The organism is Burkholderia sp. YHN3-13 (genome assembly GCF_055810675.1).
In genome coordinates, this window is the sequence record NZ_JBVVNQ010000005.1 from 299,651 (window position 1) to 318,811 (window position 19,161).

At 67.6% G+C, this 19,161-nt stretch carries 18 protein-coding genes; 14 read left to right on the plus strand and 4 right to left on the minus strand.

What is annotated here, in order from left to right; translation table 11 throughout:
- The first annotated feature begins 203 nt into the window (after positions 1–203).
- From AC0KUR_RS15300 to AC0KUR_RS15320, 5 genes are all read left to right on the plus strand, one after another.
- The gene (locus tag AC0KUR_RS15300) at positions 204–1,763 is read left to right on the plus strand and encodes a DHA2 family efflux MFS transporter permease subunit (protein WP_034187926.1); all 1,560 of its coding nucleotides are present in this window, start codon (positions 204–206) and stop codon (positions 1,761–1,763) included.
- A 179-nt stretch (positions 1,764–1,942) separates the two neighbouring features.
- Positions 1,943–2,272 (plus strand): hypothetical protein, encoded by a 330-nt coding sequence (locus AC0KUR_RS15305; protein ID WP_473376150.1) that lies wholly within the window; start codon positions 1,943–1,945, stop codon positions 2,270–2,272.
- A 268-nt stretch (positions 2,273–2,540) separates the two neighbouring features.
- Positions 2,541–2,873 (plus strand): sugar ABC transporter ATPase, encoded by a 333-nt coding sequence (locus tag AC0KUR_RS15310; RefSeq protein WP_034187928.1) that lies wholly within the window; start codon positions 2,541–2,543, stop codon positions 2,871–2,873.
- A gap of 126 nt (positions 2,874–2,999) precedes the next feature.
- Positions 3,000–4,589: an ABC transporter substrate-binding protein gene (locus tag AC0KUR_RS15315; protein WP_473376123.1), complete on the plus strand. Its 1,590-nt coding sequence runs from the start codon at positions 3,000–3,002 to the stop codon at positions 4,587–4,589.
- Between the two features lie 197 nt (positions 4,590–4,786).
- Positions 4,787–6,040 (plus strand): hypothetical protein, encoded by a 1,254-nt coding sequence (locus AC0KUR_RS15320; RefSeq protein WP_473376124.1) that lies wholly within the window; start codon positions 4,787–4,789, stop codon positions 6,038–6,040.
- A 15-nt stretch (positions 6,041–6,055) separates the two neighbouring features.
- Here the strand turns inward: AC0KUR_RS15320 and AC0KUR_RS15325 are convergent, their stop codons facing one another.
- Together AC0KUR_RS15325 and AC0KUR_RS15330 are read right to left on the minus strand one after the other, a co-directional pair.
- The gene (locus AC0KUR_RS15325) at positions 6,056–7,363 is read right to left on the minus strand and encodes an Nramp family divalent metal transporter (protein WP_124670992.1); all 1,308 of its coding nucleotides are present in this window, start codon (positions 7,361–7,363) and stop codon (positions 6,056–6,058) included.
- Positions 7,364–7,455: 92 nt separating this feature from the next.
- On the minus strand, positions 7,456–8,712 hold the full coding sequence (locus AC0KUR_RS15330) for an oxalate decarboxylase family bicupin (protein ID WP_473376125.1): 1,257 nt from the start codon (positions 8,710–8,712) through the stop codon (positions 7,456–7,458).
- A gap of 398 nt (positions 8,713–9,110) precedes the next feature.
- Here AC0KUR_RS15330 and sapR point away from each other — a divergent pair, with 398 nt between their 5' ends.
- From sapR to AC0KUR_RS15375, 9 genes are all read left to right on the plus strand, one after another.
- Positions 9,111–10,010, plus strand: coding sequence for a sap1 transcriptional regulator SapR (gene sapR, locus AC0KUR_RS15335; RefSeq protein WP_069704642.1), 900 nt, complete (start codon positions 9,111–9,113; stop codon positions 10,008–10,010).
- Between the two features lie 17 nt (positions 10,011–10,027).
- Entirely contained in the window at positions 10,028–10,591 is a 564-nt protein-coding gene (ddpX, locus tag AC0KUR_RS15340) for a D-alanyl-D-alanine dipeptidase (RefSeq protein ID WP_301741032.1), read from the plus strand.
- A gap of 61 nt (positions 10,592–10,652) precedes the next feature.
- Complete coding sequence (locus AC0KUR_RS15345; RefSeq protein WP_473376126.1) at positions 10,653–12,254, plus strand: ABC transporter substrate-binding protein; 1,602 nt, start codon at positions 10,653–10,655, stop codon at positions 12,252–12,254.
- 10 nt (positions 12,255–12,264) lie between these two features.
- The gene (locus AC0KUR_RS15350; RefSeq protein WP_034187935.1) at positions 12,265–13,335 is read left to right on the plus strand and encodes an ABC transporter permease; all 1,071 of its coding nucleotides are present in this window, start codon (positions 12,265–12,267) and stop codon (positions 13,333–13,335) included.
- Between the two features lie 66 nt (positions 13,336–13,401).
- Positions 13,402–14,316 carry a nickel transporter permease gene (gene nikC / locus AC0KUR_RS15355; protein WP_034187936.1) on the plus strand — a complete coding sequence of 305 codons (915 nt, stop codon included), beginning with the start codon at positions 13,402–13,404 and terminating at the stop codon, positions 14,314–14,316.
- A gap of 1 nt (position 14,317) precedes the next feature.
- Complete coding sequence (locus AC0KUR_RS15360) at positions 14,318–15,211, plus strand: ABC transporter ATP-binding protein (RefSeq protein WP_059556662.1); 894 nt, start codon at positions 14,318–14,320, stop codon at positions 15,209–15,211.
- Positions 15,208–15,984, plus strand: a complete 777-nt coding sequence (locus AC0KUR_RS15365; protein WP_034187938.1) for an ABC transporter ATP-binding protein — start codon at positions 15,208–15,210, stop codon at positions 15,982–15,984. Before AC0KUR_RS15360 ends, AC0KUR_RS15365 begins: the two co-directional genes overlap by 4 nt.
- Positions 15,985–16,113: 129 nt before the next feature.
- The gene (locus AC0KUR_RS15370; RefSeq protein ID WP_034187939.1) at positions 16,114–16,368 is read left to right on the plus strand and encodes a GlsB/YeaQ/YmgE family stress response membrane protein; all 255 of its coding nucleotides are present in this window, start codon (positions 16,114–16,116) and stop codon (positions 16,366–16,368) included.
- Positions 16,369–16,731: 363 nt separating this feature from the next.
- Positions 16,732–17,067 (plus strand): type 1 fimbrial protein, encoded by a 336-nt coding sequence (locus AC0KUR_RS15375; protein WP_034187940.1) that lies wholly within the window; start codon positions 16,732–16,734, stop codon positions 17,065–17,067.
- Positions 17,068–17,103: 36 nt separating this feature from the next.
- Here the strand turns inward: AC0KUR_RS15375 and AC0KUR_RS15380 are convergent, their stop codons facing one another.
- Together AC0KUR_RS15380 and bla are read right to left on the minus strand one after the other, a co-directional pair.
- A complete protein-coding gene (locus AC0KUR_RS15380; RefSeq protein WP_034187999.1) occupies positions 17,104–17,976 on the minus strand; it encodes a LysR substrate-binding domain-containing protein in 873 nt (290 codons plus the stop codon).
- 107 nt (positions 17,977–18,083) lie between these two features.
- The gene (bla, locus tag AC0KUR_RS15385) at positions 18,084–18,983 is read right to left on the minus strand and encodes a class A beta-lactamase (RefSeq protein WP_034187941.1); all 900 of its coding nucleotides are present in this window, start codon (positions 18,981–18,983) and stop codon (positions 18,084–18,086) included.
- Positions 18,984–19,161: the final 178 nt, after the last annotated feature.

Consider the following 19,161-nt stretch of genomic DNA (forward strand, 5'->3'; position numbering starts at 1 on the left):
GCCTGCCCGCGCCCCGAAGCCCGTCATGGCTTCGCCGATCCGATCGAACGTCTGAACCGCACGCCGCGCGCGGACGGCCCCGTTTGCCGGGCCGCCCGCGCGTGGTGCATCGTGCCGTCCGCTTCGCGGCCCGCCCGCACACGCGGCGCGCGCGCGGCCGACGGCGCGCGCCGCCCGGCCACCTTTCATCACGCAGGAACACCATGTCATCTCCGTCACCCCAGGCGCCGCTGTCGGGCGGCAAGCTCGCGATCGGCACGATCGCGGTATCGCTCGCCATGTTCATGAACGTGCTCGACTCGTCGATCGCGAACGTCGCGATCCCGACGATCTCGGGCGACCTCGGCGTCTCGGTCGACGAAGGCACGTGGGTGATCACGATCTTCGCGGCCGCGAACGCGGTGTCGATTCCGCTGACCGGCTGGCTCACGCAGCGCTTCGGCCAGGTGCGCCTGTTCGTCACGTCGATCCTGCTGTTCGTGTTCGCGTCGTGGCTGTGCGGGATCGCGCCGAACCTGCCGACGCTGCTCGCCGCACGGATCCTGCAGGGCGCGGTCGCGGGGCCGCTCGCGCCGCTGTCGCAGGCGCTGCTGCTTGGCGCCTGGCCGCGGCAGAAATCGTCGAGCGCGCTCGCGCTGTGGTCGATGACCGCGCTCGTCGGCCCGATCGCGGGGCCGTCGCTCGGCGGCTGGATCACGTACGACTACAACTGGTCGTGGATCTTCTACATCAACATTCCGGTCGGCTTCTTCGCGGCGGCCGTCACGTGGATCGTGTTCCGCGACCGCGAATCGGCCACGCGCCGCCTGCCGATCGACACGGTCGGCCTGCTGCTGCTCGTGCTGTGGGTCGCGTCGCTGCAAATCATGCTCGACAAGGGCAAGGATCTCGACTGGTTCAACTCGCCCGTCGTCGTCGCGCTCGGCATCGTCGCGCTGATCGGCTTTGCGTTCTTCCTCGTGTGGGAGCTATACGAGGCCAACCCGATCGTCGACTTGCGGCTGTTCACGCAGCGCAACTTCGCGGGCGGCACGATCGCGATCTCGGTCGCGTACGGGATGTTCTTCGGCACGCTCGTGCTGCTGCCGCAATGGATGCAGGGTTATCTCGGCTACCGCGCGGTCGATTCGGGGCTCGCGACCGCGCCGCTCGGGCTGTTCGCGATCCTGCTCACGCCGGTCATGGGACGCCTGCTGCCGCGCACCGACCCGCGTTATATCGCGACGCTCGCGTTCGTCGGCTTCGCGGTCGTGTTCATGATGCGCACGACGTTCTACACCGACGTGTCGCGCTGGGACCTCGTGCTGCCGACGCTGCTGCAAGGCATTCCGATGGCGATGTTCTTCGTGCCGCTGACGTCGATCATCCTGTCCGGGCTGCCGCCCGAAAAGATCCCGGCCGCGGCCGGCCTGTCGAATTTCGGCCGCACGTTCTGCGGCGCGGTGGGCACGTCGCTGATCAGCAACGCGTGGAACGACCGCACGATCCTGCATCACGTGCGGCTCACCGAACAGGCGAGCGTCACCAACCCGGTCTTCACGCAACAGGTCGACACGACACGCTCGCTGCTGCACCTGAGCCCCGATTCGGCGCTCGCGTTCTTCAACGCATCGGTCGATTCGCAGGCGGCCGTGATGGGGTTGAACGACATCTTCTACGTGTCGGCGATCATCTTCATCGCGATCATCCCGCTCATCTGGATCACGAAACCGGCGCGCTCGGGCGGCGGCGATGCCGATGCGGCGGCGGCCGGCGCGCATTGATCCGCGGCCGTTGCGGCCGGGCCTCGTGCCGCGCATGCCGGGCCCGGGCCGCCACCCAGCGACGTAATAAAGACTTGCAATCGATACAGGCGGAAACGTCAACAGCCGGCACCCGTACCGCGTTTTTTCGTCATGCGCCGCTCCTCCAGAGGGACGGCGCAACGACAGGAGAAAACACGATGCGAGCCCTGACCCGTCAAATCGCGATTGCCGCCGCCCTGATGTCGGTCCTGACCGGCACCGCGTTCGCCGAGACGCCGTGGCAGCAAGCGCATCCGCGCCGCGAAGCGGTCAACCGGCGCCTCGCGAACCAACATCGCCGCATCCATCACGAAGTGACGGAAGGCGAGATGTCGCACGCCCGGGCCGCGCGCCTGCACCGTGACGACCGCAAGATCCGCCGGGAAGAGCGGGACATGGCCGCGCAGGATCACGGCCACATCACGAAGAGCGAAAAGCACGTGCTGAACCAGCAGGACAATGCGGTCGGCAACAAGATCGGCCGATAACAGCGACAACACCGGCAAGCGCCCATTCGCCATCACCTGAAACGCCCGCTGCCGCGATGCGGCAGCGGGTGCTTGTTCGATCGGCTGGTTGTATCGAATCGTTTCAACGCGCGAACGGCCTCAGATGCTGCGGGTATACTCCGTCGTCAGCCGCCTGTCGCATCGTCGTCCGTCAAAAGCGGCCCGATTCCGGGCGGTTTCGTCGCGAAGCTTCGCGTTTCGCCTACCCCGCGCCCCAGCCTCGATACGAGACACCCGACGACCGACCATGAAACGATTCCTGCTGCTCCTTCCCGCCGCCCTGCTCGCCGCCTGCGGTTCCGCGCCCTCGTCCGACTCGGCCTCGTCGGGTGCCGCACCGATGATCTACGTGTCGTCGCAACGTCCGGCCTACGCCATCGCGAACTGCCTCGACAGCCGCCTGTCGGGCACCGAGCAATCGCAGCACAACGGCGTGACCGATATCGCCGTCGGCTCGAATTCCTACTTCGTCACGCTGACGCCGTCGGGCAACGGCTCGGTCGTCAAGGTCGTGCGCGGCTCGGGCAACGAACCGGCCGAGGAAGCCATGCGCTTCGCGATCGCGCGCTGCGCGATCTGACGCCCCCCGCGCCGGGCACCCGCCCGGCCGACTGCCGTGCGCCGTCCCGCGCGCACGCCGAATATTTTCATCCGGACGGCCGTCGATGAGAGAATCGCACCACGATTCCCTCTCGATGGAGCCCGCATGAAGCACCTGCTGTCCCGGCTGTTCGTCAGCGCCGCGCTCGTCGCGCTTGTTCCGGCGCTGCCGGCGCAGGCTGCCACGCCGCCCGGCATCTTCGTCGTCGCCACGCAACTCGGCGAATTCACGACCCTCGACCCGAGCGGGATCTACGAGCTGGTGCCGTCCGAATACGTGGCGAACACCTACGAGCGGCTGGTGCGGGTCGACCTGAAGGATCCGACGCGCTTCGACGGACAGATCGCGCAATCGTGGACGGTCGGCACAGACGGCACGACCTACACGTTCAAGCTGCGCCCCGGCCTCACGTTCCATTCCGGCAACCCCGTCACCGCCGACGACGTCGCATGGTCGCTGCAGCGCACCATCCTGCTCGACAAGGGGCCGGCCGGCGTGCTCGCCGATCTCGGCCTCACGAAGACGAACGTGATGCAGAAGGTGCGCGTGGTCGATCCGCAGACCGTCGTGCTCGAAACCGACCGCAAGTACGCGCCGAGCTTCGTGCTCAACGTGCTCAGCGCGTGCCCGGCCTCGGTGTTCGACAAGAAGCTGCTGCTGTCGCACCAGCAGGGCAACGATTTCGGCAGCGCCTGGCTGCGGACCAACGATGCGGGCTCGGGCCCGTACCAGCTCGTCAAGTGGACGCCGAACGAGAGCATCGTGCTGCAGCGTTTCGAGAAATACCGCACGCCGTACCCGATGAAGCGCGTCGTGCTCCGCCACGTGCCCGAAGCGTCCGCGCAGCGGCTGCTGCTGGAGAACGGCGACGCCGACGCCGCGCGCAACCTGAGCCCCGACAGCCTCGCCGCGCTGTCGAAGGCCGGCAAGATCAAGGTCGCGTCGTGGCCAGTATCCGCGCTGCTGTACCTGAGCCTGAACACGAAGAACCCGAACCTCGCGAAATCCGAGGTGCAGCAGGCGATGAAATGGCTCGTCGACTACGACGGCATCCAGCGCAACATCGTCAGCACGACCTACAAGGTGCATCAGACCTTCCTGCCCGAAGGCTTCCTCGGCACGTCGAACGCGCGGCCGTACAAGCAGGACGTCGCGAAGGCGAAGGCGCTGCTCGCGAAGGCCGGCTTGCCGAACGGCTTCGACGTGACGATGGACATGCCGAACGACTATCCGTACCTCGAGATCGCGCAGGCGCTGCAGGCGAACTTCGCGCAGGGCGGCATCCGCGTGAAGCTGATCCCCGGCGATGCGAAGCAGGCGATCGGCAAGTACCGCGCGCGCCAGCACGACATCTTCATCGGCGAATGGTCGCCCGACTACATGGACCCGAACAGCAACGCGCGCGGCTTCGCATGGAATCCGGACAACTCGGATCAATCGCCGACGAAGATGCTCGCGTGGCGCAACAGCTGGGATATTCCGCAACTGACGAAAGACACCGAGGCCGCGCTCGTCGAGCCGTCGCCCGCGAAGCGCGCGCAGCGCTACGAAGCGCTGCAGAAGGCCGTGCTCGCGAACTCGCCGTTCATCATCATGTTCGAGAAGGTCGTGCAGGTCGCGACGCGCCCCGGTGCGACCGGGCCGGAAATCGGGCCGATCAACGACCTCGTGTCATACCGCACGCTCGCGAAATAATCGCGGCGGCCCGCGTGCCCGGCCCTGCCGGCGCGCGGGTAATCGCCATGGGCCGCGGCGCCGGCGCTATGTCGCGCGGCGGCGCCGATCTACAATGACCGGGGCCGGCGGCGCCCGGCGGTGATCCACGTCACCGGATTCGCGTCACCAACCAGGACAGGATGCGCACGCCCGAGTGCGCACAACGGGAACCGAACATGCATCCGAGCGAGCACGCGGTCTGCGTAGCGATCAACGACAACAACCGCGCGTGGTACGAAATGCTCGTGCCGTTCCTGCTGTCGCTCCGGCAGACCGGCTACGACGGACGGATCGCGGTGATCGGCTACGGGCTGTCCGAGCGCAAGCGGCAGATCCTCGCGAGCCAGTCGGTCGACGTCATCGACGCGTCGGACGCGTATGCGCTGCCGGTCGGCCGCTTCATCGAGGCGGCCGGGTATTGCGCGCGCAACCCGCAGATCCGCAAGCTCGCGCTGTACGATGCCGACATCTGGTTCTGTGCGTCGCAATTCGACCTGTTCTCGCGGATCGGCGACGACCGGATTCACGTGTGCCCCGACCCGCTGTTCTGCACGTTCGTCGTCACGCCGCTGATCGGCGAGCGGCGCGACCATCACTGGCGTCTCGTCGTCGACGCGGTCACCGCCCGCCACGGCGGTGCGCTGCAGGCCGGGCTCGTGGCCGGGACCGCCGACGCATGGGCACGCTATGCCGCTCACCTGCGCGACTGCCTCGCGCGCGTCGGCACCGATTTCCAGGCGTGCTTCGGGATCGACACGACGTTCCTGCATCTGTGGAGCGCCCAGGGCGAAACGGCGCTGCTCGACCCGGTCCAGAACTTCGTCAGCAAGTACGGCATTCACGAATCGTTCGACGCGGGCAGCGGTACGACGACGCTCCGTTACCAGGACGAACCGATCCGCGCGCTGCACATGACCGGCGACATCCGCTTCCTCGACCGGTGGCGCTACTACGCGAACCACACCGACGCCGCGCTGCGCGACGGCGCGCCGTTCGCGCTGTCGGACGGCACCCTGGTGCCCTCCGGCGCGGTCGCCGCACGCATCGCCGCGGCGGACTACGTGCGATCGGCCGGGCTGACCGTTTCGTCCGCCGCGATCGAGGGCAGCGCGGGCGCCTACCTGCAGGCGATCGACGAACCGGGCGGCACGATGCTCGTCGGCAGCGGCAACCACGAAGTCGTGTTCACCGCGACCCGCGACATCGCGCGCCTGAACGTCTACGTCACGCACCCGTCCGGTTCGCCGTCGCCGCTGCGGTGCGAAGTGCTGGTCGACGGGCAGGCGCAGCGCAAAGGCACCGAGCTGATGGCGCATTTCTGGTATCAGGTCGCCGCCGGCACCGTCGTCACGCTGCGCGCGACGAGCCTCGGCGGCCAGCAGTGCAACGCGATCTGGCGGCTGCGCGAGGCGCCGGACATGCAGCAGTAGCCGCCCCGCCGCCGCCTAGTTGAACACCGCCCACACCAGGTACGCATTCAACCCGACGATCACGACCGTCGCCGCGCCGGCGACGATCCGCAGCGGCATCCGCATCGCATAAGCGCCCATCACGTCCTCGCGCGCCGACAGCATCAACAGCGCGATCATCGGTATCGGCAACACGAAACTGAGCACGACCTGGCTCGCGACCATCGCGCGCGTGACGTCGCAGCCGAGTGCGACCACCGCGAACGCGGGCGCGATCGTCACCGCGCGGCGCACCCACACCGGCAGGCGGCGATGGATGAAGCCCTGCATCACGACCTGCCCGGCCATCGTGCCGACCACCGAACTCGATACGCCCGACGTCAGCAGCGCGACGAGGAACAGCGCGCCGGCGGCCGGCCCGAGCACCGGGATCAGCGTGTGATACGCGTCGCCGATGTCGGTCATGCCCGGCGCATTCGCATGGAACGCCGACGACGCCATCATCACCATCGCGAGATTCACGAACCCGGCGAGCCCGAGGGCGACGACGACCTCGCGGTTCGAAAAACGCACGAGCCGCCGCCGTTCCACGTCGTCGCGCGGCGCGGCGCGATCCTGCGTGAGGCCCGAATGCAGATACAGCGTGTGCGGCATGATCGTCGCGCCGATGATCCCGACCGCGATCGTCAGCGCCGCGTGATCCGGAATCTGCGGGACGACCAGATGAAACGCCGCGGCATGCCAGTCCTGCGGCGCGATCAGCAGTTCGCCGAGATAACACGCGCCGATCACGCCGACCAGCGCCGCGATCGCGGCTTCCAGCGGCCGGAAGCCGCGCTTCTCGAGTGCGAGGATCGCGCAGGTCGCCAGCGCCGTCGCGATCATCCCGGCGAACAGCGACAGGTGGCACAGCAGCCCGAATGCGAGCGCGCCACCGAGGAATTCGGCGAGATCGGTCGCCATCGCGGCGATTTCCGACGCGATCCACATGCCCAGCACGACCGGCGCGGGGAAACGGTCGCGGCACAGCTCGGCGAGGTTGCGGCCGGTCACGATGCCGAGTTTCGCGGACATCGCCTGGAACAGCATCGCGATCGCGTTCGCGGCCAGCACGACCCACAGCAGCCGGTAGCCGTACGCGGCGCCGGCCTGGATGTTGGTCGCGAAGTTGCCGGGGTCCATGTAGCCGATCGACGCGATCACGGCCGGGCCGACGAACGGCAGCAGCGCGGCGATACCGGTGCGGCGGCCTTCCAGCGCGGCGCGCGCCGCGCCGTCGATGCGTTCGGGAGACGCGCCCGGCAGCGCGAAGCCGCCGGCGGTTTTGCTCGTGACGGGAATCATGGTGAGGTTCCGTTCGGATAGGGGCTTACGTGGAAGTGGAAGCGGACGCCACGGCCGGCCTGCCGCCCGCCGGCCGCGGCGCGCCGGCCGCGTTACAGCGGCACGACGTCGGGACGGTTGCGCGGAAACCGCGCGATCACGTCGGGCGCGACGTTCAGGTGCGCTTCGACGAGCTTCGGCGGCGTATGCGCGAGCCAGTCGGACAACGACACCTCCGCATACCGGTCGGTCTTGAAGATCTCCAGGAACACGAGATCGGTCTTGCCGGTGTTCTGCACGTAGTGCCCGAGGCTCTTCTTCACGTAGCCCACGTCGCCCGCGCGGAAGTCGGCCGTCTGCGCCTTCGGCCCCGTGTCGAACACGGTCATCCGCGCCTCGCCCTGCAGGTAGTACTGCCATTCGTCCGCGTTCGGATGCCAGTGCAACTCGCGCATGCCGCCCGGGTAGACCGTGACGAGCGCCGCCGCGACCGTCGTCGAGATGTTGAAGTTGGTGCTGTCCGCGATCCGCACTTCGCCGCCGCGCGTCTTCTTGACGGGTTTCATGTCGCCGAGCGAGAAGATGAACGGATGCGGCGGCGCGCCGGCCGACGAGGCCGATGCGCGCTGCGCGTCCGCGAGCGGGCCCGGTTCGTCGCCCTGGAAGATCCACAGGTTGTCGAGCGGAATGTTCCTGAACGCGTCGGCCGGCACGCCGAAGTTGAGCGCGAGCACGTCCGGCGGCGTATGCGCGACCCAGTCGGTCAGCAGCAGCGTATTGAATTCCGATGCGCGGCCGTTATCGAACGCGAGCAGGAATTCGGCGCCGTCGGTGCCGAGGCCCTGCAGCGAATGCGGCAGGCCGGGCGGGAAATACCAGAGATCGCCGGTCTTGACGTCCTGCACCGACGGCCGCCCGAGTTCGTCGAGCACGGTGATCCGGCAGCGGCCGTCAAGCATGATTGCCCACTCGGCCTGCTGGTGCCAGTGCATCTCGCGAATGCCGCCGCGCGTGAGGCGCATATTGACGCCGGAAATGGTTTCGGAAATCGCAAAATCGTCCTGCGTGACCTCGCGCGCCCACCCGCCGTTTTGAATGCGTTTATGGGCATTATTGAAAGACGCCCAGAATAACGGCATCCCGTTGATATCGGTGGCAGGCGGATCCTGAAAAGACGGGAATTGATTCGCCAATGCGGGATTTTGTGGCCCCGGGTCGGTCAATCCCTGTTTGTTGCGCGCGTTGATCGCCCCTTCCGGCGGACTGTCCGGATTGCCGAACGACGCGGCTTTGGCCGTTACGGCAAGGCCTGCGGCGGCAATGGCGCCAGCCGTATTCGCCAGCATCTTGCGTCGAGAAAGATTCGTCATGATTGCCTCTTCATTATTTCGATTGAGCGAATTCCCATTACGGAATACATGCCGTTTTCGGATTATCGAAAATCGAACATCCCGTCACGCAAGTTAAATCCAAATCGACGTAAAACTTAAATGAATTATTGACCTGAATTAATGATTTAATGTGATTCGCTTTAATTTTGTAATGATCGCGATACCGCGGGACACGACTGGCGGAACGGCTCACCGCGACATTCAAGGCGAACGATCCGCCAATCGATTGGCGATTCAGGGTTGGGCCGTGCGAACGCCGGTCCGTCACGCACCTATCACCCATCCCCACACCATAGTTTTTATCCGCTGGCGCGAATGATTTTGGCTTTGTCAGATAGATGACATTCGATCACCAAACGACAACGATCTAACAGCCGATGACTTGCGCGTTCGCCCGTACCGTCGAATCCCGCTACGCGGAGCTGACACCGACCGCCAAGCGCATCGCGAGCTACATGCTCGCGAACCTCGACCGTCTGGGGCTCGAGACTGCCGACCAGATCGCGCAGCAGGCCGGCACCAGCGGCATCTCGGTCGGGCGCTTCCTGCGCAGCGTGGGCTACCGCAATCTCGACGACCTGAAGCGCGAGCTGCGCGGCGGCAGCGATCGTCCGTGGATGATCACCGACCGGCTCGACGAATACCGCCGCACGGTGGGCACGCACTCGGTCGACGGCGATGTCGGCGGCAACGACGGCGCCCGCCGCGGCGAACGCGCGCTCGCGTTGTCGCTCGAACGCGAGCTCGATGCGATCCGCCACGTGTACCGGCTCGCCGAAGGCCCGGTGTTCGCGCAGGTCGCCGACCGGATCGCACAGGCCGACGCGGTGTTCATCCTCGGCATCCAGTCGACGCGCGGCATCAGCAACGCCTTCAGCAGCTACCTCGAATACCTGCGCCCGCGCGTGTTCTATTCCGATGGCCAGTCGGGCTCGTACGTCGATTCGCTGAACTCCGAATTCGAGCGGCCGTACTGCATCGTTACCGATACGCGTGCGTATTCGCGCGGCGCGCGCCGCTATTGCCAGGCGGCCGCCGAGCGCGGGCAGCCGTTCGCGCTGGTCACCGACCTGTCGTGCCCGTGGGCGCGCGACTGGCCGTCCGACCTGCTGCAGGTGAAGACCGATGTCGGCCAGTTCTGGGATTCGCTCGCGCCGCTCACCTGCCTGTTCAACCTGCTGATCACGGCCGTGGTCGACCGCCTCGGCCCCGCGATCGACCGCCGCGTCGAACGCAACCGCGAACTGCAGCGCACGTTCGACCAATTCGAATCCTGAGCGAGACCGCCCTGCCGATGAACGATCACCGCCTCGTCGAAATCACGCCCGCCACGCATCGCGTCGACATCGATCTCGTCTACGCGACCGACCGCAACCTGACCGGCAAGCCGATCTACCGCCAAGCGCACTGCCTGCTGCTGGCGCCGGCCGAGGCCGCGTTGCGGCGGGCGGTCGACATCGCGGCGCAAGCCGGCTTCACGCTGCGCGTCTACGACGCGTACCGGCCGCCGCAGGCGCAGCAGGTCCTGTGGGATTTCCTGCCCGACCCGAACTTCATCGCCGATCTCGGCCGCGGCTCGAATCACAGCCGCGGCACCGCACTCGACCTGACGCTCGTCGCCGCGAACGGCGAGCCGCTCGACATGGGTACCGGTTTCGACGAGATGGTCGCCGCGTCGGGTCACTTCCACGCCGGGCTGCCTGAAGCCGTGCAACGCAACCGCCTGCTGCTGCTCGGCGTGATGCACGCGGCCGGCTTCGCGCACATCGACAGCGAATGGTGGCACTACGAACTGCCCGGCTCGCACGCGCTGCCGCAGATCGACGACGCGGCAAGCGGCCCGTGGCGCCTGATGTAACGACGATGCACGTCCCCCTCACCGTTCACGTTCAACGACTTCAACGACAGATGGAGCGCCCATGAAATTCCCGACATCCCGACTCGTCGCGGCGCTGGCCGCCGCGGCCGTTCTCGCCGCCGTTCCGCTTTGCGCCGCGCATGCGGAAACACCGAAGGACATGTTCGTGATGGCCACGCTGCTCGACGAATTCACGACGCTCGACCCGGGCGAGATCTACGAACTGGTGCCGGAGGAATACGTCGCGAATACCTATGACCGACTCGTGCGCGTCGACCTGCGCGATCCGTCGAAATTCAACGGCGACGTCGCGCAGTCGTGGACGGTGAGCACCGACGGCCTGACCTATACGTTCAAGCTGCGCCCGGGCCTCAAGTTCCACTCGGGCAATCCGCTGACGGCCGACGACGTCGCCTGGTCGATCCAGCGCGCGGTGCTGCTCGACAAGGGCCCGGCCGCCGTGCTGACCGGCATCGGCCTGACGAAGACGAACGTCGTCGCGAACGTGAAGAAGCTCGACGACCAGACGATTGCCGTCACCACCGACCGCAAGTACGCGCCGACGTTCGTGCTGAACGTGCTCGGCTCGTGGCCCGCGTCGGTGCTGGACAAGAAGCTGCTGCTGTCGCATCAGCAAGGCAACGACTTCGGCAATGCGTGGCTGAAGACCAACGAAGCCGGCTCCGGCGCGTACAGGCTGGTCAAGTGGACGGCCGGCGACAGCCTCGTGCTGCAGCGCTTCGACGGCTACCGGTTGCCGCTCGCGATGAAACGCATCGTGCTGCGCCACGTGCCCGAGGCCGCGAGCCAGCGCCTGCTGCTCGAAAACGGCGACGTCGACGCGGCGCGCGACCTGAGCCCCGACGATCTGGCGTCGGTCGTGAAATCGGGCAAGGCGAAGGTATCGGCTTCGCCGCAGGCGACGCTGCTGTATCTCGGCCTGAACACGAAGAACCCGACGCTCGCGAAGCCCGACGTGCAGGAAGCGCTGAAATGGCTCGTCGACTATGCGGGCATCCAGGGCAACGTCGTGAAGACGACCTACAAGGTGCACCAGACCTTCCTGCCCGAAGGCTTCCTCGGCACGTTGAACGCGAACCCCTACAAGCTCGACGTCGCGAAGGCGAAGGCGCTGCTCGCGAAGGCCGGCGTGCCCGACGGCTTTTCGGTGACGATGGACGTGCGCAACGACTATCCGTACACGGAAATCGCGCAGGCGGTGCAGGCGAACTTCGCGCAGGCGGGCATCAAGGTGCAGCTGATCCCCGGCGACAACAAGCAGACGCTCGCGAAATACCGCGCGCGCCAGCACGACATCTACATCGGCGAATGGTCGGCCGACTACATCGATCCGCACAGCAACGCGCAGGGTTTCGCGTGGAATCCGGACAACTCCGACAAGTCGAGCTATAAAATGCTGGCCTGGCGCAACAGCTGGGACATCCCGCAACTGACGAAGGAGACCGACACCGCGCTCGCCGAGCCGACCGCCGCGAAACGCGCGCAGCGGTATCAGGCGATGCAGAAGGAAGTGCTCGCGCACTCGCCGTTCGTGATCATGTTCGAGAAAGTCGCGCAGGTCGCGACACGGCCCGGCGTGAGCGGGCTCGAGGTCGGGCCGATCAACGATCTCGTGTCGTACCGCAACCTGAAGAAGCAATAAGATTCGCCGCATGTCGACTCCCGCCTCCTCACTCGAAGCACTGCGCACGCTGCCCGCGCGTCGCCCGGCCGTGCGCTGGGCGCTGCGCGTGCTGCGCTGGGCGCTCACGCTCGCCGTCACGTTCGCGGGGCTGCTCGCGCTGACGTTCGTGATCGGCCGCAAGGTGCCGATCGATCCCGTGCTCGCGATCCTCGGCGATCGCGCGTCGGCCGACGCATACGCGGCCGAACGCATCGCGCTCGGGCTCGACAAGCCGCTCGCCACGCAATTCATGATTTACGTGCGCGACGTGCTGCACGGCAATCTCGGCGTGTCGCTGCTGACCGCGAACCCGGTGCTCGACGACATCCGGCGCGTGTTCCCGGCCACGCTCGAACTCGCGACGATCGCCACGCTGATCGGCATCGCGATCGGCGTGCCGCTCGGTGTCGCGGCCGCCGTGAAGCACAACCGGCCGATCGATCACATCGCGCGCTTCGTCGGGCTGATCGGCAATTCGGTGCCCGTGTTCTGGCTCGGGCTGATGGGGCTGCTGCTGTTCTACGCACGGCTGCACTGGGTCGGCGGGCCCGGCCGGCTCGACCCCGTGTACGACGGGATGGTCGACCCGCGCACGGGCAGCCTGCTGATCGACGCCGCTCTCGCCGGCGAGTGGGACGTGTTCCGCAACGCGGTGTCGCACATCGCGCTGCCGGCCGCGATCCTCGGCTACTACTCGGTCGCGTATCTCAGCCGCATGACGCGCTCGTTCATGCTCGACCAGTTGAGCCAGGAATACATCGTCACCGCGCGCGCGAAGGGCTTGTCGGAACGGCGCGTGATCTGGCGGCATGCGTTCGGCAACATCGCGGTGCCGCTGCTGACCGTGATCGCGCTTACGTACAGCAACCTGCTCGAAGGCTCGGTGCTGACCGAGATCGTGTTCGCGTGGCCGGGGCTCGGTTCGTACTTGACCGGCGCGCTGTTGAACGCCGACATGAACGCGGTGCTCGGCGCGACGCTCGTGATCGGCGCGATGTTCATCACCGTCAACCTGCTGACCGACGCGCTCTACCGCGTGTTCGATCCGCGTGCGCGCTGAGGGCTACGCCGACATGACCGCTTTCCCCCCGCTTCTTTCATCGCCGATGCCGAAGGTCGTCCAATCATGAACACCGAGCGCCTCACGCCGCGCGCGTGGCTGCTGTCCGATGCGCCCGCGTCGCGCTCGCAGGCCGCACTCGGCCTCGCGTACCGACGCTGGCGCCGGTTCGCCACCAATCCGCTCAACCTGTTCGGGCTCGCGATCCTCGTCGCGCTGATCGTCGTCGCGATCATCGGCCCGCTGATCATGCCGCACGACCCACTGCGCCAGGTGCTGTCCGACCGGCTGCTGCCGCCCGGCTCGCCGTCGCACTGGTTCGGCACCGACCAGCTCGGCCGCGACATCCTTTCGCGGCTGATCGCCGGCTCGCGCCTCACGCTCGGCATCGCGCTGCTCGTCGTCGTGATCGTGGTGCCGATCGGCCTCCTGATCGGCACCACGGCCGGCTATTGCGGCGGCTTCGTCGACAGCGTGCTGATGCGCATCACCGACATCGCGCTCGCGTTCCCGAAGATCGTGCTCGCACTCGCGTTCGCGGCCGCGCTCGGGCCCGGCGTGATCAACGCGGTCGTCGCGATCTCGATCACCGCGTGGCCCGCGTATGCGCGGCTCGCGCGCGCGGAGACGATCCGCATCGCGCAAGCCGACTACATCCACGCCGCGCGGCTGCAGGGCGCGTCGGGCCCGCGCATCCTGCTGCGCTACATCATGCCGCTGTGCATGTCGTCGGTGATCGTGCGCGCGACGCTCGACATGGCCGGCATCATCCTGACCGTCGCGGGCCTCGGCTTTCTCGGCCTGGGCGCGCAACCGCCGAGCCCCGAATGGGGCTTCATGGTCGCATCGGGCCGCAACGTGCTGCTCGACGCGTGGTGGGTCGCGACGCTGCCCGGCATCGCGATCCTGCTCGTGAGCCTCGCGTTCAACCTGCTCGGCGACGGGCTGCGCGACGTCTTCGATCCCCGCCATGGAGCATGACATGCCGACGAATACCGCCCCCGCGCCCGCCCCACTCTGCGAGATCGACGGGCTGAAGATCGGCTTTCGCGGCCACGACGGCGTCGTCACCGACGCCGTGCGCGACCTGTCGCTGACGCTCGCGCCCGGCGAACGGCTCGGCATCGTCGGCGAATCGGGCTCCGGCAAGTCGCTGACGGGCCGCGCGCTGCTCGGCCTGCTGCCCGACGCCGCCCGCTGGTCGGCGCGCACGATGCGCTTCGCGGGCCACGACCTGCTCGCGATGTCGCCGCGCGAGCGCCGGCGGCTGTGCGGCAGCCAGATGGGCATGATCCTGCAGGACCCGAAGTATTCGCTGAACCCGGTGATGACAGTCGCGAAGCAGATGGGCGAAGCGTTTCGTCTGCACGAGCCCGGGCTGCGCGGCCGCGCGCTGCGCGAACGGATCGTCGACGCGCTCTCCGCCGTGCAGATCCGCGACCCGGCGCGCGTCGCCGATGCGTATCCGCATGAATTGTCGGGCGGCATGGGCCAGCGCGTGATGATCGCGATGATGGTGTCGACCGGCCCGCGCCTGCTGATCGCCGACGAACCGACGTCCGCGCTCGACGTCGCGGTGTCGATGCAGGTGCTCGCGGTGCTCGACGCGATGATCGCGCGCCACGGCACGGGCCTGATGTTCATCAGCCACGACCTGCCGCTCGTGATGTCGTTCTGCGACCGCGTCGCGGTGATGTATGCGGGCCGCGTGGTCGAGACCTGCGCCGCGCGCGACCTGCGCGACGCATCGCATCCCTACACGCGCGGGCTGCTCGCGGCGACCCCGCCGCTCGCAAACCCGCCCGACGAACTGCCCGTGCTGCGCCGCGATCCGGCGTGGCTCGAGCCCGCCGGCCGACAGGAGGCAGCACGATGATCGACGTCGATCACGCATCGATCCGTTTCCCGACCCGCACGGGTCACGTCGACGCCGTGCGCGACGCGAGCTTCGCGGTGCGCGACGGCGAAGTGTTCGGGCTCGTCGGCGAATCGGGTTCCGGCAAGTCGACGCTGTTGCGTGCGCTGACGGGCCTGGTGCCGCTCGCGTCCGGCAGCCTGTCGATCGACGGACGGCCGGTCGGCGGCACGCCCGATCGCGCGTTCCGCCGCCACGTGCAGATGGTGTTCCAGGATCCGTACGCGTCGCTGCATCCGCGCTTCACGGTCGACCAGACGTTGCGCGAGCCGCTGTCGATCCATGCGATCGGCGACGCCGATGCGCGCATCGCCCGCGCGCTGTCCGAGGTCGGCCTCGGCCCCGCGTTCCGTTTTCGCTATCCGCACCAGTTGTCGGGCGGCCAGCGGCAGCGCGTCGCGATCGCGCGTGCGTTGATCGTCGAACCGCGCGTGCTGCTGCTCGACGAACCGACGTCCGCACTCGACGTGTCGGTGCAGGCAGAAATCCTGAACCTGCTGCGCCGCCTGCATCGCGAACGCCAACTGACGATGATCCTCGTGAGCCACAACCTCGCGGTGATCGGCTTCCTGTGCCAGCGCGTCGCGGTCATGCAGCACGGCGAGATCGTCGAACAGCTCCGTGTCGAGGACGTGCGGGCAGGACAGGTCGCACGCGACTACACGCGCACGCTGCTGAACGCGACCGAAGGCTACCGCCGTCTCGACCCGGTGGTTGCAACACCGGCGAACTGACATCCGCGCGACGCGCCGGCGTGCGATACTCGGCACGCCACGCGCCGGCTGGCCGTTGCATGGAACCCTTGCGCGCCACGCGGGTCCATTTCCTTTCATCAACAGCTCAATCGCAATAGGGAGGCGTTCATGCTGCAATTCATCGAAACCCTGGTCGTCGGGCTCATCGTCGGCCTCCTCGCCCGCGCGCTCAAGCCCGGCGACGACAAGATGGGTATCCTGATGACCGTCGTGCTCGGCGTCGTCGGCTCGCTGATCGCCGGCTACGTCGGCCGCGCCGCCGGCTGGTATGCGCCGGGCCAGGGCGCCGGCTGGATCGCGTCCATCATCGGCGCGATCGTGCTGCTCGTGGTCGTCGGCGCGATCCGCAAGCGCACGGGCTGAACACCGCGCTCGCGTCGTGTCAATGCAAAACGGCCGCTCGTCAGAGCGGCCGTTTTGCTTGTGGCGAGCCGAAAACCGGGTAACTACCGATTCGTTGGCTTCGCAACGATTCAACGGCACGCTCCTCCATCCGCCAATGGTCTTCCAGCGAGCGTACGCGACCGGCGAATCCCCGACTTGCGGACGCGCAAATTTGAGATAAATTGATTGAAGGAATAACGCGCGGTTTGCTTATTCCCTTTATTTCCATTTTTCGATTCAAGAGGTCCGATGGTTTTGCCGTTTACGCATACAGCATCGCAGCGTTGACGGACTGCCACCCGAGCGGCCCCGCTGCGACGCGCTTCCTCTCTGGAGCCTGTCATGAAGCATCGCCTGTTCGCCGCCTCGTTCGTCCTGGCTGGCTCGCTTCTGGCCACGTCCTCGTCCTTTGCCGGCGGCACGTCCGGCATCATTCACTTCTCCGGCATGATCGTCGAGCCGCCCTGCTCGTTCGCGCTCGATACGGCCGATGTCGCCCACGCACACGTGCGCCCCGACTGCCCGCGTCCGGCAAGCGGACAAGTCGCGTTCGTCGACGCGGCCAGCCTGCGCACGATCAAGACCACGACCTTTACGCAGGCCTCGCGCGCAATCGTTTTACCTGAGCGTACGGGCAGCAATCATGCGCCGATGATCGCCGTCGTGACCTACCAGTAAAATCCGCCGTCGGGCGCCCGCCGCCGTGGCCGCCCGTCAGTCGCGATGACGCGCGATCCAGTCGCTGAACGCGCGGATCTTCTGCTGGCTGCCGATGGTTTCGGGATACACGAAGAAGTAGCGCGCGCCGGTTTCGAGCACGATGTCGAACGGCCGTTCGAGCCGGCGCGCGCTGACGTCGTCGTCGACGAGCGTCACGTCGCCGATCGCGACGCCGAAACCCTGCATCGCCGCGTTCGTCGCGAGATCGAGCGTGTCGAACGTCGGCCCGCGCGCGGGATCGACGCCGCGCTCGCCCGCATGGTCGAGCCACGCACGCCAGTCACGATGGTCGCGCGTCGGATGGAGCAGCGTATGGCGCGCGAGATCGCCGACCGTATCGAGCGGCGACGCCTGCCGCAATTCGGGCGCGCAGACGGGCGTCAGCCGTTCGTCGAACAGCGGCAGCGCGAACACGCCGGGGCCCGGCGACGTGCCGTAGACGACCGCCGCATCGAACGGCTCGGTCGAGAAATCGACGACGTGCTGCCACGCGGTCGTGATCTGCACATGGAGATCGGGGTGCTCGCCCTGGAAGCGCATGATGCGCGGCAGCATCCAGCGCATCACGCAGGTCGGCACCTTCAGCGCGAGATCGGTGCGCTGCCGCGTGAGCTTCATCGAGATGTCCTCGATCCGCGCGAAGCTCTCGTTGACGACCGGCAGCAGCTGCTCGCCCTCCGCCGTCAGCGTGAGCCCCTTCGCATGCCGCTTGAACAGCGGAAAGCCGTAGTGCGCCTCGAGCGTCTGGATCTGCCGGCTCACCGCGCCCTGCGTGATGCACAGCTGCTCGGCCGCGCGCGTGAAGCTGCGGTGGCGAGCCACCGTCGAGAAGATCTGCAACGCGTGCAGGGGCGGAAGTCGGCGCATGGCGAACGGGAAACGGAAAAACGGCGCGAAAGGGCCGCGCGCCGACACCGGCGCGCACAGACCGACACGATAAGCCAAACGTGCGCGTTGCGCGAGACGCCGGACGGTCAGGCCGTCGCGGTCAACGCACCCGCCGCGATGCGCGCCGCCGACGCGACGACGTCCGCGCGGGCCGCCGCGTCGGCCCGCTGCTGCGTGAACGACACGGCCATCACGATCGGCGCGCGCGACGGCGGCCACAGCACCGCGACATCGGTCGTCGTGCCGTAGCCGCCCGTAGCGGCCTTGTCCGCGACGCGCCAGCCCGGCGGCACGCCCGCCGCGATGCCGGTCGCGCCGCGCGCGCCACCGGCCATCCATTCCGTCAGCTGCGTACGCTGCGGCTCGTGCAGCGTATCGCCGAGCAGCAATCGCTGCAGCGTGTCGACCATCGCGACCGGCGTCGACGTGTCGCGTTCGTCGCCGGGCGCGGCCCGGTTCAGTTCGGGCTCCCAGTGGTCGAGGCGGAACGTCGTGTCGCCGCTCTCGCGCGCGAACGACGTGACGGCCTGCGGGCCGCCGAGCACGCCCATCAGCAGGTTCCCCGCCCCCTTGTCGCCGGCCTGCAGCATCGCCTCGCACAGCTGCGCGATCGTCATGCCCGTGTCGACGCGGCTTTCGGTAATCGGCGAGCCCGACACGACTTCATAACGACGATACAGGATGCGGCGCGGCAGCAGCGACGCATCGAGCGACCCGCGCGCGAGCATCGCGGCGGCCGCCATGACCGCGTAGGTGCCGCACAGCGGGAAGCGTTCGCGCGCGTGATGGGCGATGCGCACGCCATTCGACGTATCGAGCGCGGCGACGCCGAGCCGGCCGTTCGAGGCTTTTTCGAGCGCGGCCAGTTCGGCCTGCGCGGTATGGGCGCGCCCCTGGTCGGCGACCGGCGCGGACGTGCACGCGGCGACGAACGGTGCGGCAACGGCGGCAAGCAACAGCGAGCGGCGTGTCGGAGAATGTTCCATGAATGCGGTGTGTTCTGTCGGAAACGGTGGCACGAAGCAACGCGGGCGCGCTTCGACGAAGCGCGCCGGTTCAGGCCGACGGCCGGCCCGCGACGGCATTCGCCGCGCATCCCCGAATGACGCCCGTCGGCCCCGCCATGCGCGGGACGCGCATGAACAGCCCCTAGCGTAGCAGCGA